The organism is Psychrobacter sp. TB15 (assembly GCF_000511655.1).
In the GTDB taxonomy this organism is placed as follows: domain Bacteria; phylum Pseudomonadota; class Gammaproteobacteria; order Pseudomonadales; family Moraxellaceae; genus Psychrobacter; species Psychrobacter submarinus.
Genome location: NZ_AYXN01000042.1, coordinates 1 through 13,436, shown reverse-complemented (window position 1 = coordinate 13,436; position 13,436 = coordinate 1). Strand labels below are relative to the sequence as shown.

The following is a 13,436-nucleotide window of genomic DNA, read 5'->3' as shown; positions in this document are numbered from 1 at the left end:
ACCTCAAAAAGATTAAAATTACAAAGAGTAAGCGCTTATAGGCAGAGCAGCCGTAACGGGTCTGCTATAAACGATAAAGCTCTATTTTAACGATTAAAATAGTCTTCGTCATCAAAAGAGGGCGCAAAGTTGCCTTGCTCGAGATGTTGCATCTGTGATTGTACCGTGCGCTCTTGCTGGATACGCTGGTAAATCTCTTCGCGATGTACCGCGATATCTTTTGGCGCGTTAACCCCTATGCGTACTTGGTTACCCTTGACGCCTAGCACAGTAACACTGACCTCATCACCAATCATTAAAGTTTCGCCAACGCGGCGAGTTAAAATTAACATGCGTCACACTCCTTATGTCGCAGTAAAGAACGATTACTTATCATATGACTTCTCAATTACTCAATATCACTGAATGAACCAGTATCGAGCTGTTTAAGGTTTTAATTCACAAGTAATTATACCGTCTAAAACAAGATAAACAGGGTCAATAACTATAGGTATCATTTTGCCCAAATGAACGCCCCATTATAAGTCCCATAGACCGTACTGTCACGGATTTTAACAATACTACTGGATAAAGCCGAAGTCTTGTGACTATTTAGCGCCAATAAAAGAGTAAGCAAGCAGCGCTATTATGGAAATTATGAGTATAATAGTCATAAAAAACAGAACCTTGATAGGTTCTGTCATTTTGTATATTAAAACTTATTTTAGCCGTTTAGCAAAATATCAGCGGTTAAGCGCAGATAAATAAAAAAACAGCTAGAATTTATGCTAGAACCTATTGTCCAGCAACTTTGCTCTCACCGTCTTCACGATCTAAGCCAAATGCTGTGTGCAAGGATTTAACTGCTTTTTCTAAGTGCTGCTCTTGGATAAGGACGGAGACCTTGATTTCGCTAGTAGAGATCATTTGTATATTGATGTTGTTCTCCGCTAAGGTCTGGAACATCAAGCTTGCAACCCCTGCGTGTGAGCGCATACCCACACCGACCAAAGATACTTTGACCACTTCGCTGTTACCTAATATCTCTTTGGCACCGATGTCGTCTTTGATTTCATCGTTTAGCACTGCCATCGCTTTATCTAAATCAGTACGGTTGACAGTAAAGGTGAAGTCAGTGGTACCTTGGTCCGATAGGTTTTGCACAATCATATCGATTTCGATATTGGCATTTCCAATCGGACTTAAAATAGCTGAGGCAATACCGGGGTGGTCAGGGACGCCGCGTACCACAATCTTTGCTTCATCACGGTTAAAGGCGATACCTGAGATAATTGCCTGTTCCATACTGTCTCCTTCGTCTATCGTAATTAGGGTGCCCACGTTATCTCTAAAATCATCGTCAAAGCTGCCATCGTTATTGTCATCGAAGCTCGATAGCACTCGTAAGGGCACACCGTATTTACCGGCGAACTCTACTGAGCGAATCTGTAAAATCTTGGAGCCAAGGCTTGCCATCTCGAGCATCTCTTCAAAAGTTATTTTTTCAAGTTTTTTAGCTTTTGAAGTGACGCGTGGATCGGTAGTGTAGACGCCGTCAACATCAGTATATATCTGACATTCATCAGCACCTAGGGCAGCTGCGATAGCGACGCCTGTGGTGTCTGAGCCGCCGCGTCCGAGAGTGGTAATATTATCGTGCTCATCGATACCCTGGAAACCTGCCACAATGACGACATTACCGGCATCTAGCTGCTGGCGGATGTTTTCATCATCGATGCTCTCGATACGGGCTTTATTATGTGAGGTGTCGGTCTTGATAGCGACTTGACGACCGGTCATTGAGCGCGCGCCAATACCTAGATCCTGAATGGCCATAGCAAGTAATGAGATCGACACTTGCTCGCCAGTGGAGACCATTTGATCATATTCACGAGGATCAGGTTGAGCGCTGATTTGACGTGCCAAATCGATGAGGCGGTTGGTTTCTCCGCTCATCGCTGAGACCACGACGACGACTTGGTGACCGTTATCATGCCAGCGTTTGACGCGTTTGGCGACGTTCTTAATGCGGTCAATACTGCCCATTGAGGTGCCGCCGTATTTTTGTACTATTAACGCCATAAGATTTTACCTATTCTGCATCCTCTATCAACTATAAGTGTCCATTAAATCCAATCGTATTTTAATGACCGTGCATAGTGATAGAGTCAATTAATATTTGAACGCTGACCTTTATACCATAATCAAAGCACAAATTTAAGTCGCCATGCCGCTTTGATACATGGTAATTAATTATCAATGCTATAACCAACTGCCATCTGTCAAATACAAATCAGATGTAAGTTAAGCGTTTTACTATAGAAACGAGCTAACTTAGCTTAATTGAGCTTAACTTAATTTAGCTTCGATCCAAGCGGGTAGTGCCTCTAACACAGCGCGAGTATTGCCAGATTTTGGCGCGCCGCCTTGCGCGTAGTCAGGCTTACCGCCGCCTTTGCCACCAAGCTCACCTGCCAAGTGACGAATGATATCACCGGCTTTAATCTGCGCAGTCATCGACTTCGCTACGCTCGCAGCGAGTGCTAATTGCTCGTCTTTATCACCGACTAATACGATGATGGCATCAGGAAGCTTGGACTTGATATCGTCCATTAAGGGGCGGATAGATTTACCGTCAATACCGCTCAAAGTGCTGACCAGTACAGGCGTATCTTTGATGGTTTGCACCTCGTTCAATAAATCTGCCGCTTGACTGCTGGCGAGCTTTTGTTGCAAGCGCTCGAGCTGCTTTTCTAAATCGCGCTGCTTATCTGCCATGGTCTGTACGCGCGCGGCAACCTGTGGACGCTTAACTTTGAGTTGTCCGGCAAGAGTCGCTAGCTGCTGATCATTTTGTTGAACATACTTGACAGCGCCCATACCAGTGAGCGCCTCAATACGGCGAATACCAGCGGCGATACCAGATTCACCAGTGATCTTAAATAGGCCGATATCACCGGTACGCTGCACGTGTAGCCCGCCGCATAACTCAATAGAGAAGGGTTGGTTATTCCCATCGATAGTCATCTCGGTGCCCATGGTGAGTACGCGCACCTCGTTACCGTATTTTTCACCAAATAACGCCACCGCGCCTTTTTCCATGGCTTCATCAATAGCCATGTTCTCTATACAAGCTGGCGTATTGGCTTGGATTTGCTCATTAACCAAACGCTCAATTTGCGCAATCTCAGCTTGGCTTACCGGCTTATCATAAGCAAAGTCAAACCTTAGCACTTCACTTGAGACGAGCGAGCCTTTTTGGCTGATTTTATCGCCGAGTATATGACGTAGAGCCGCGTGTAACAGATGGGTAGCAGAATGGTTTTTAGCGCTCGCAGCACGGATGCTTGAGAGCACTTGCGCCTCTGCGCTTTGACCTGCGCTAACAGTACCCATGCTGACGACGCCATAATGGATAATGGCTTGCCCTGATTTTTTGGTGTCTTGTACGCTAAAGACGCCAGACTCGCTACGTATCTCGCCAAGCTCACCGACTTGTCCGCCGCCTTCGGCGTAAAAAGGCGTACGATCCAAGACGATAACGCCCTCGCTGCCTTCTGCTAGAGACTCGATCGCATTACCGTCTTGATAGAGCGCAGTAATATTGACATTATCATCGCTGAGCTGCTCGTAGCCAATGAACTCAGTTGGCGTCTCAACTTGGATGACGCTACTGTAGTCGACATCGAATTTGCCAGCATCACGAGCGCGATCGCGCTGCGCTTGCATCTGTTCGTCAAACTCTTCTTCATCGATGCTGATACCGCGCTCACGGGTAATATCTGCAGTGAGGTCAAGCGGGAAGCCGTAAGTATCATAGAGCTTGAAAGCGGCAGCACCAGAGAGAATATCGCCATCTTCTAAGCTCTCAAGCTCGCTGGCGAGCAGACGTAAGCCTTGGGCTAAGGTCTTGGCAAACTGTGCTTCTTCTTTTTGAATAGCGGCTTCAATGAGGCTTTGTTTGTCTTTTAGCTCAGGATAAGCATCGCCCATTTCACGGACTAAAGGCGCTACCATCTTATAAAAGAACCCGCTCTCAGCGCCAAGCTTATTGCCATGACGTACCGCTCGGCGAATAACTCGGCGCAGCACGTAGCCGCGGCCTTCATTGCCTGGCATCACGCCATCAGCGATCAAAAAGGATACGGCACGGATATGATCAGCAATCACCTTTAGTGAGGATTGCTGCTCGTTGTCAATCTCTAAAATAGTTGCCGCAGCGTCCATCAAGTGGCTGAATAAATCGATTTCATAATTGCCATGCACGCCTTGCATAATAGCGCTAATGCGCTCAAGTCCCATACCAGTATCGACACTAGGGGCGGGTAGTGGCAGCATGGTGCCGTCTTTTTGGCGATTAAACTGCATAAACACGCAGTTCCAAATCTCGATATAGCGGTCGCCATCTTCCTCAGGCGTACCAGGCAAGCCGCCCTCAATCTCAGGGCCATGGTCATAAAAGACTTCGGTACAAGGGCCGCAAGGACCGGTATCACCCATTGTCCAAAAGTTATCAGAGGCGTAAGGGGCGCCCTTATTATCGCCGATACGGATAATACGCTCCGCTGGCAGGCCAATCTTAGTGTGCCAGATATCAAAAGCTTCGTCGTCAGTCTCATAAATAGTGACGTAGAGACGGTCTTTGTCGATAGCTAGCCATTCAGTCGATGTCAAAAACTCCCAAATATAAGCAATACCGGCTTCTTTAAAATAATCACCAAAAGAGAAGTTACCGAGCATCTCAAAGAAAGTATGATGACGCGCGGTGTAGCCGACGTTATCTAAATCATTGTGCTTACCGCCTGCCCGCACACATTTTTGTGAAGTGACCGCGCGCGTATAATCACGCGATTCCATCCCCAAAAAAGTCTCTTTAAACTGATTCATACCGGCGTTGGTAAACAGTAAAGTAGGATCATTATGCGGAATAAGGCTCGATGAGGAGACAGGGGTGTGCTGCTTGCTTATAAAAAAATCGATAAAAGCTTGACGAATCTCGGCTGTTTGAGATGGCTGGCTCACAGCGGCTCCTTACAAAAAATGGTTTTAAGATAGTTATAGAATATTAAATTTGCCCGCGATTTTAGCACATACCGCCCTCGTTGAACATTCGCAAATAGTCACTGTGAGGGCTAATACACTAGCAGTCATAAACAGTCGTTAATTGGTCAAGATGGCCGCGTCTGTCTTATCTAGTTTATCGGTAACTAATGGATTGGCTTCAATGACTTGTACAGGTAGGTAGCGCAGTTGTAGCTTAATGGGTAGATACTCCGGAAAGTTCTCTACCATATCAGCGGTGATGAGCGCCTCAATTTGCTGGACATCGTAAGAGCTAGGAGTCGTCTCGCCGCGAATAATAGCGCGCACGATTTGGTTCTCATTCGAGGTCTCAAATTGAGTGTTGGTCAGTACATTGCCTTTGTCGATAAAATAGCTGTTTATCGCCTCTTTAGTGCTGCTCTCAAAGACTTGCTGCTTAGCATTGGTTTGTAGATTGATAGTCAAATAAGTACCGAGTCCGGCAAGTAGTAATAAGGTCACTGCATTGCGGCGTAAAAAAGTCAGATAAGTGTTTGATTGATAATCATCATCGACTAGGCGGCGAAAGCCAAGTAGCCAGAGCACTAAAGCGTTGGTAAATTGAATAGCGATAATATTAGTAATAGCTAACAATAGCGCCCCAAGACCTAATTGCATCTCGCTATGAGCGAATAAAATACCGCTTGCCGCTAGAGGAGGCACCAAAGCGGTGGCTACCGCGACGCCTACGACCGCGACCGATAGATGTGGTGATACCATTGCATACGCGCCAGCTGTGCCGCCAGCTAGCGCAATCATTAAGTCCATAGAAGTGGGCTGAGTACGCGATAAAATCTCAGCGGTCAGCGGTTGATCGTTATGCAGCAGCCCGATCAAAAAGCCTACGAGCACCACTAAAGAGACGCCCGCGATGACCGTAAATAGCGACTTCCACAGTAGCGGCATACGGTGGTCAATAATCGCGAGCGCCACGCCAGTGATAGGTCCTAACATCATCGCCACTAGCATCGCGCCGATGACAACCGCTGCAGAATTAGTCACTAAGCCATAGCTTGCGATAATGGCCGAGAGGATGTTCATAATAAAATACATCTTACTCGGTAGGGCATTGGCCTCGATTTTGACGCGTACTTCTGGATAATCGACTTTTTGGTTACTAAACTGTTCAGCGACAAACTGCTTATAAGACTCAAGCTTGGCTTCTTTTTTCTCTTGTACTTCCTCTTTTGCGTTTTCTTCCTCTGCAGTACTCTTAGAGTCGTTCTCGCTTTGCTTAGAATCTATATTGCTAGCGTCTGTGTTGCCGGATACCTTTGCTGTCTCACTGTTTTCTATATACGCTTCATCAACACACATCGCTTGCTCATCAGACTGGTTACTATCGACATCAGCAGTGTCGCCATGGGCGCTAGTTCCTGAGTCATCGGTAAGGGCGTTTTCATCAGCTGCTTGGGTATTAGCAGTGACAGTGGCACTGTTGGCTTTAGTAAATACTAAGTCAGCCATTGCCAAGTGAGCAAAGTCGATGTTAGAAAAACTGACGTTAGAAATGCTAAAGTCCGCAGCTTCTAAGTTGACAGCTTGAGCTTGCGCCATCTCAGGTGTGATATCTTCAACCGTCGCGACAACCACTTCTTCGCTAATAGCCGTCATCGTCACTTTCGCGTCAGAATGATGATGTCCTGCTTCTACGGTATTTATCTCTTCACTTTCAGACTCTAAGGACTCGTTGTTATCAGCATGCTCGCCAGCGTCGTCGACGTCGACACTATTATCAAAATTACTATCATTACTATTAGGGGTAGATGCAGGCTCTTGAGCGTTCTTGTTGTCAGATTTATTAGAGCTATCAGAGTCATTAGAGCGGCTAGCAGGGTTAGCGGTCATAGTATTGGACTTTCTCAAAGGTAAGAAGAAAATCACTATTGTAAAGACAAATAGGGGAGGAAGTATAGATTTTTGCAACAAGCGAGCTTTGAGTAGCAGAGCAAGCGGTAAAGTAATTGTTTTTAATACGCTAGATAACTCCCTAATATTAGCATGGTTTTAGCGATTAGTCGCCTAGTTTTGGTGGCTTTGCTGGTTATAATAAAGACTTACTTTTTATGTGGGTTTAAGGTATAAAGTAATTATACCCACACAAAATATAAGGATTAGACTATGAACTGGCCACTACTTTCTGTTGTTTACTCTATGGCAGCTACTGTCATCGTCGGCTTACTGATGATCGCCGCTTTAGTAACCGGCTTTAACGAGATACGGCATATTCAAATAGCCATAGTCATAGGACTACTAGTCGCTATTCCAGTCGGTTTATTTTTTACCAAAAAAATAGGCAGCATCACTGGTAATGAGGAAGGCTATAAGGCTTAAAGGCTATAAAGCTTAGATGTGTTTGGAGGGCAGTCTAGCTTGTAGACTTAGCAAGGGCTTTGGGTCTAAACGTTATGATTTAAATAAAAAAACAGCCTATGTGGAGGCTGCTTTTTTATTTTTGTTAAGACTGTTTTTGACGTCAGATATACGCTCGTAGCTCAGTCGTTATTGTAGCTCAACTGTCGCGCCATTTTCGATATTGGCGTAGACTTCTAGCACATCCCAGTTGGTCAAACGCACGCAGCCTGCCGAGGCTTGGCGACTGATGCCCTCAGGCTTCGGTGAGCCATGAATACCATAAGAAGGTTTTGATAGTCCCATCCATACCACGCCTACAGGACTATTAGGTCCTGGCGGCAGCATATGTACTTTCTTATCGTCACCTTTGCCAACGGTCGCTTTATACCATGGCATCTTGACTTTATTGATAATCTTAAAGCTGCCTTGCGGGGAAGGGGTGCTCGCACTACCGATGGTCGTCGGATAAGTGGCAACTAATTTATCACCGTTATAAGCGTATAACGTTTTATCCGCTTTATTGGCGACCATACGGTTGATACGTTGATTGAGAGGCTCACGATTGTTTAATACGGTGATGGTCTCGCCCGCCTTGTACGTTTTGTTTTTGTTTAACTTATCGAGATAGCGTACATCCATATGGAAGCGCTCGCCTAACATCTCTTTGATGTCTTGATAGTAAAGGCCTTTGACTTTTGACTTTGCCTCAGAGCCAGATGGCAATCTAGCAAAATTAGTATTTACATCATCTTCAGTAATGGTATAAGTGACTAGTACTGGCTTATTGGCAGGAATGTTTTTGTTAAGAGCATCCCAAGTTTTTTGATCCATTTTACCAGTAGCAGGCAGACCTTTCATGTTTTGAAAGTTGACGAGCGCCTTTTTACTATTCATACCCCAACCACCATCGATAGGGCCTGGTGAAGCATGGTTCCAGTCGAGAAGCGCTTGCAATTTAATCGTCATCGCTGAGTTGACGTTCATGTTGGGCGACCAAGTCGAGCCATTGACTTGCTTGGCATAATTGGATAAATCTAGCGTGGTATATCTCTTACCATTCTTATCCTCGATGCTCTTGATAGCAGACTCATCGCCGATGTTTTGGAGCTGTGCGCTATTAGTGACTTCAAAATTTGAGGTGTCCGCTGCCGCACTACTAGGGCCTGCTAGAGCCTGACCGTCACTGATATCATCAGTCGTATCAGACTGCTGGTCTTTACGGGTGAGCTCTTCTACGCTCATATTATCAGCGGCAACAGCGTTAGATGCTGTGTTGTTAGCAGCGATGTCTGTAGAAGCTATGTCGTTAGAAGCTATGCCAGTCCCGATATTAGGCTGAGCGGCGCGTTTACTGTTAATCAGTTGTCCCATTCTATCAGAGGCTGCCGGCGTACTCACTTGCGGCTGAGCATTGGTTGCTGAGTCGTTATTCGGCAAAGTGTTACGCGCATCACTAGCAACTGAGCTGCTACGACTCTCTTCTAGATTGATACCAGATAAGCTGTCGATATCTGGCAGATTGTCTACAGGCAAAGTACGAGTATTGTCTGTCGGTGCAGCAAAGACAGTGGCACTAAGACTCAGCGTGGCAATAGAGATTGCAGTTACAATAGGTTTTATTTTCATCATAAAGGGTCACAATGTGGTGGTTATTATGGAAGTATTATGCGCATTATCTGGACGCTTCGCAAACTTTTAACCCCTCTTTTTGTAGTAATGAGCAGACAGACGTCAGGCGTTGACGCTTTAATGACTAGGGAGAGAGGATTGAGTCATAATATAAAGAGTATATTGCGCAAAACAGACGCTTAGCAAGAAGCGAGTAAGGTGCTTTCGAGTCAGGTACTATTAATGCAACTTATACTAAGCATGCTTCTATCATAACATGATTGCTCTAGAAGTGCAGTTCGTCTGAGTAGAGTGCAACCGGGGATTTGCTATTATCAGTTGTAGGATTGATTGGCGTCATATTCGCTTTAAGTTTATAATGCTTTAAATCGAAACCAATAATTTTATGCTATCAACAAACCTTAACGCTATCAAACAAACCATAAAAGAGGCCGTATGTCAGACGAGCAGATAATGAGCGCAGAAGACTTTCAGCAGCAAAATCCAAATCAGTATGACTATGATGGTCATGATCTAGATGGACATGAGCTAAATGCTGAAGACACCGATCATAGCGAATTTGCTAATTTTCATAGTGAGCTTGAAGAGGCGCGTCAGCAATTAGTGACGATTCGCGATTTCATTCGTTTTTGTGTGACGCAATTGCGGAACTATGATGTGGTAGTAGCGCAAGGTACGACCGACGAATTCGCTGAGGCTTCTGCTATTGTTTTGCACTCTTTGTCGCTTGACTGGTCAGCAAATGAGCAAATATTAGACTGCCGTCTGACTGCCTCAGAGAAGCAAGCGGTGCTAGAGCTATTAGAAGCGCGTATCATTCAACGTAAGCCGCTTAGTTATTTGATCAATTTAGCGTATTTTTGTGATTTACCTTTTTATGTGGATGAGCGTGTGCTTATCCCGCGCTCGCCAATAGCTGAGATGATCCGTCAGCAGTTCTATCCATATTTCGATGTCAATGAGCTTGCCAAGCCGATTGGTATCAGCAGCATAAACGCTATGGATGCAGGCGAGTCAGCCACTAAGTTCTTCGAGCACGGCCTTGACATGAAGCAGTTGACACAGCCTGAGCGTATCTTAGACTTGTGCACCGGTTCTGGCTGTATTGCTATTGCGCTTGCGACACGTTTTGTCGATGCTTTGGTGGACGCCGCTGATATCGATAAAGGCGCGCTTGAGGTGGCGATGGTCAATGTCGATCATCATGATCTGGGGCATCAAATCAATGTGATTGAATCTGATTTGTTTGCTAAGCTGCCAAGCGACAATCAGTACGAACTTATTGTCACTAACCCGCCTTATGTTGATGCGGCAATCATGGCTGACTTGCCGCCTGAGTTTCTATATGAGCCTGATCATGCGTTAGCCGCCGGTCAAGACGGCTTAGATCTAGTGCATAAAATATTATTTGACGCCGCTGATTACTTGACGCCAGAAGGTCTACTCGTCTGTGAGGTTGGCGATAGTGAATGGGCACTGATGCAAGCTTATCCTGATATTCAGTTTAATTGGTTAAAGTTCGCTCATGGCGGTCACGGTATCTTTGCGATCACTTATGATGACCTGTTAGAGCACCGTGAGTCATTTGCCCATTATGTACAGCTTTTAGAGAGTCATCAAGTGCAATAATCAGCACCTTTTACCAGTAAAGAGGTAAGTGAAGCCAAAAGCGTAAGATGGACAGTAGCCCAATATTAATAGCATTGAGTATTGAAGGATAGACATGGCAGGTAATAGTATAGGAAAACTCTTTAGTGTCACAACTTGCGGAGAGTCGCATGGGGCTGGCCTGATGGCTATCATCGATGGGGTGCCGCCAGGTATGGCATTATCTAGCGAGGACTTGCAAGTTGATCTAGATCGCCGTAAGCCTGGGACTTCTAAGTACGCAACCCAGCGCCGCGAGCCCGATGAAGTCGAGATCATCTCTGGCGTCTTTGAAGGTAAAACGACGGGTACTTCTATTGGCTTACTGATCCGTAATACCAATCAAAAATCTAAAGACTATAGCGACATTAAAGATACTTTCCGCCCCGGTCATGCCGATTATACTTATAGTATGAAGTACGGCTTTCGTGATTATCGCGGCGGCGGGCGCTCTTCAGCTCGCGAGACTGCCATGCGTGTGGCCGCAGGCGCTATCGCTAAGAAGTATCTGTCTGAGCGCTTAGGTATACAGATTCATGGGCATGTGACGCAGATTGGTAATGAGTACAGCCAAGTCACTGATCCAAGCCAAATCGACTGGGAATTCGTCAATAGCAATCCATTCTTTTGCGCGGATAGCGAAGCAGTATCGCGCTTTGAAACCTTAATCGATAGTCTGCGACGCGCGGGCACCAGCTGCGGTGCTAAGCTTGAGGTTGTCGCAAGCGGCGTACCGGTCGGGCTTGGTGAGCCGGTATTTGATCGCCTAGATGCTGAGATTGCCCATGCGATGATGAGCATCAATGCGGTGAAAGGTGTGGAGATCGGTGATGGTATGGCGGTCGCCGGTCAATTCGGTCATAAATCTCGCGATGAGATGACTCCGGATGGCTTTACTGCCAATCATGCTGGCGGTATCTTGGGCGGTATCTCCTCTGGGCAAGATATTAGCGTCAGTATCGCGCTCAAGCCTACTTCTAGTATTACCACCCCTGGCAAAAGTATAAACACCGATGGCGAAGCGATCGATATGCTCACTAAAGGCCGTCATGACCCTTGCGTTGGAGTAAGAGCGACGCCTATCGCTGAGGCGATGCTCGCGATTGTATTACTCGATCATTACTTGCGTCACCGCGGTCAAAATGCAGACGTAGTCGCGCCGGTTGCATCGATTACTGAATAGCTCTAAGCCTTGGGTCAGTAGCGAGCCTTTTATCTTTTATTGACTCTCATTAAAGGTAAAAGGCTTTTTTGTGCTTGTAACAGTGGTACGAGGTGCTCTGATGTTGATTCCCTATTAAGCGACTTTTGAGTAGTCATCAGTGGCTACGCAGCGTTGGTGTTTAAAGACCAATAATAGCTGCTGGCTAGGAATCGCAAGCCAGTGTCCAAAAGCAATACTTTCAATATTACTGTTAGCCAATAATTGACGACACTCCTGACGGCTATACCCTAAGTAAGGGTTTGTTGTATGAGCGGCTGTAGTATGAGTTGGAATGAGTTTTTTCATAGCATTTATCACCAGCGCCGTAAAACCACATCCTTCTAGGGCATGGATGTAAGGCGTCAACCGTTGTCACCTAAGATGACATCTACCTTGTCAACTCTGCTTATTGAGATCATAATCATTCTATGAAAACGCTCAAACTACGCACCAAAGACAAACATGCCAAGCAGCTCAATATCTTAGCTGGTGCGGTCAACTTTGTCTGGAATTACGTCAATGAGCTTAGTTTTAAACATCTTAAGCGCACAGGCAAATTCTTTTCAGCCTATGACTTGGCCACGTACACCAAAGGGGCTAGTGAATACCTAAATCTGCACAGTCAAACCTTGCAAGCGATCAGTGAGGTTCACGCTAAATCCCGTAAACAGTTTAAAAAAGCCAAACTCAACTGGCGTACTAATAATCCAAAAGCCAAGAGAAGAAGCTTGGGCTGGATTCCGTTTAAAAAGACTGCCATTAAGCACTTAGCAACCCGTCAATCAGGCAAGAAAAGCCTTAAGTCCACTATCCAACTAAGCCTCGCTAAGGGTAAAAAACTCACAATAGATCTATGGGACAGCTATAATCTAGCCCTGTACAGCATCAATACTCTGGAGCTAGTGCAAGACAATCGCGGCCACTGGTATGCCTGTATCACCGTTAAAGACTTTCCTAAGGTTAAAGGTGGTGATGGTAAGGTTGGTGTTGATTTAGGGTGTAAGGATGCTGCTACCAGCAGCCAAGGCGACAAGCTAACCATTAAGCAAACCCAGAAATGGGCTAAAAAACTTACCATTGCTCAAAGAGCAAACCATAAAAAGCGCGTAAAAGCCATTCACGCCAAGATAAAAAACACTCGTCAAGACTTAATTCACAAGTTTACCACCAGTCTGATTAAGGACAACGCCTTGATAGTGGTCGGTAAACTTCAATCAAGCTCATTTACTTCAAGCAAACTAGCTAAGTCTGTCTATGACGCAGGATGGTTTGAGATGAAGCGACAACTGGATTATAAATGCAAGTATGCAGGTTGTCACTATATCGAAGTTAATGAAAGTTACACCACCCAGACTTGTTCGTGTTGCGGCTCACGCCAAAACAGTCCGAAAGGTAGAGCAGATCTTGGAATAAGAGAATGGATATGCGAGTGCGGTGTCACTCATGACCGCGATATTAACGCGGCCAAAAACATTCTTGCGGTCGGGCTTGACCGTCTTGTAGAAGGAATCCCCTCCGTTTAGGGAGGGGAGGAAGTCAA

9 protein-coding genes and 1 pseudogene are annotated in these 13,436 nt (G+C 45.6%); 4 read left to right on the top strand and 6 right to left on the bottom strand.

Annotated features, from left to right (window positions below; all coding sequences use genetic code 11):
- Window positions 1-164 precede the first annotated feature (164 nt).
- The 4 genes and pseudogenes from csrA to W234_RS14240 all read right to left on the bottom strand — a co-directional run.
- A pseudogene (csrA, locus tag W234_RS0111645) lies at window positions 165-332 on the bottom strand (carbon storage regulator CsrA); the annotation flags it as partial.
- Between the two features lie 442 nt (window positions 333-774).
- Window positions 775-2,061, bottom strand: a complete 1,287-nt coding sequence (locus W234_RS0111640; protein ID WP_025647011.1) for an aspartate kinase — start codon at window positions 2,059-2,061, stop codon at window positions 775-777.
- 267 nt (window positions 2,062-2,328) lie between these two features.
- A complete protein-coding gene (alaS, locus tag W234_RS0111635) occupies window positions 2,329-5,001 on the bottom strand; it encodes an alanine--tRNA ligase (protein ID WP_025647010.1) in 2,673 nt (890 codons plus the stop codon).
- 138 nt (window positions 5,002-5,139) lie between these two features.
- Window positions 5,140-6,909: a TIGR00341 family protein gene (locus tag W234_RS14240; protein ID WP_025647009.1), complete on the bottom strand. Its 1,770-nt coding sequence runs from the start codon at window positions 6,907-6,909 to the stop codon at window positions 5,140-5,142.
- 273 nt (window positions 6,910-7,182) lie between these two features.
- On the opposite strand from W234_RS14240, the gene W234_RS0111625 reads away from it, so the two are divergent.
- Complete coding sequence (locus W234_RS0111625; RefSeq protein WP_025647008.1) at window positions 7,183-7,395, top strand: hypothetical protein; 213 nt, start codon at window positions 7,183-7,185, stop codon at window positions 7,393-7,395.
- 168 nt (window positions 7,396-7,563) lie between these two features.
- Here the strand turns inward: W234_RS0111625 and W234_RS14015 are convergent, their stop codons facing one another.
- Complete coding sequence (locus W234_RS14015) at window positions 7,564-9,045, bottom strand: L,D-transpeptidase family protein (protein ID WP_037059811.1); 1,482 nt, start codon at window positions 9,043-9,045, stop codon at window positions 7,564-7,566.
- Window positions 9,046-9,480: 435 nt separating this feature from the next.
- Here W234_RS14015 and prmB point away from each other — a divergent pair, with 435 nt between their 5' ends.
- The gene (gene prmB, locus W234_RS0111615; protein ID WP_025647007.1) at window positions 9,481-10,674 is read left to right on the top strand and encodes a 50S ribosomal protein L3 N(5)-glutamine methyltransferase; all 1,194 of its coding nucleotides are present in this window, start codon (window positions 9,481-9,483) and stop codon (window positions 10,672-10,674) included.
- A gap of 94 nt (window positions 10,675-10,768) precedes the next feature.
- Window positions 10,769-11,875 carry a chorismate synthase gene (aroC, locus tag W234_RS0111610; RefSeq protein ID WP_025647006.1) on the top strand — a complete coding sequence of 369 codons (1,107 nt, stop codon included), beginning with the start codon at window positions 10,769-10,771 and terminating at the stop codon, window positions 11,873-11,875.
- 114 nt (window positions 11,876-11,989) lie between these two features.
- Here the strand turns inward: aroC and W234_RS0111605 are convergent, their stop codons facing one another.
- Window positions 11,990-12,202, bottom strand: coding sequence for a hypothetical protein (locus W234_RS0111605; protein ID WP_025647005.1), 213 nt, complete (start codon window positions 12,200-12,202; stop codon window positions 11,990-11,992).
- Window positions 12,203-12,324: 122 nt separating this feature from the next.
- Here W234_RS0111605 and W234_RS0111600 point away from each other — a divergent pair, with 122 nt between their 5' ends.
- Entirely contained in the window at window positions 12,325-13,419 is a 1,095-nt protein-coding gene (locus tag W234_RS0111600; protein ID WP_025643888.1) for an RNA-guided endonuclease InsQ/TnpB family protein, read from the top strand.
- The last annotated feature ends 17 nt before the right edge of the window (window positions 13,420-13,436 follow it).

Bases quoted from the DNA above. Each gene is read 5' to 3' on its own strand.
- prmB (WP_025647007.1), top strand. From the start codon at position 9,481: ATGTCAGACGAGCAGATAATGAGCGCAGAAGACTTTCAGCAGCAAAAT.
- W234_RS0111600 (WP_025643888.1), top strand. From the start codon at position 12,325: ATGAAAACGCTCAAACTACGCACCAAAGACAAACATGCCAAGCAGCTC.
- W234_RS0111640 (WP_025647011.1), bottom strand. From the start codon at position 2,061: ATGGCGTTAATAGTACAAAAATACGGCGGCACCTCAATGGGCAGTATT.
- W234_RS14015 (WP_037059811.1), bottom strand. From the start codon at position 9,045: ATGATGAAAATAAAACCTATTGTAACTGCAATCTCTATTGCCACGCTG.
- aroC (WP_025647006.1), top strand. From the start codon at position 10,769: ATGGCAGGTAATAGTATAGGAAAACTCTTTAGTGTCACAACTTGCGGA.
- W234_RS0111625 (WP_025647008.1), top strand. From the start codon at position 7,183: ATGAACTGGCCACTACTTTCTGTTGTTTACTCTATGGCAGCTACTGTC.
- W234_RS14240 (WP_025647009.1), bottom strand. From the start codon at position 6,909: ATGACCGCTAACCCTGCTAGCCGCTCTAATGACTCTGATAGCTCTAAT.
- W234_RS0111605 (WP_025647005.1), bottom strand. From the start codon at position 12,202: ATGAAAAAACTCATTCCAACTCATACTACAGCCGCTCATACAACAAAC.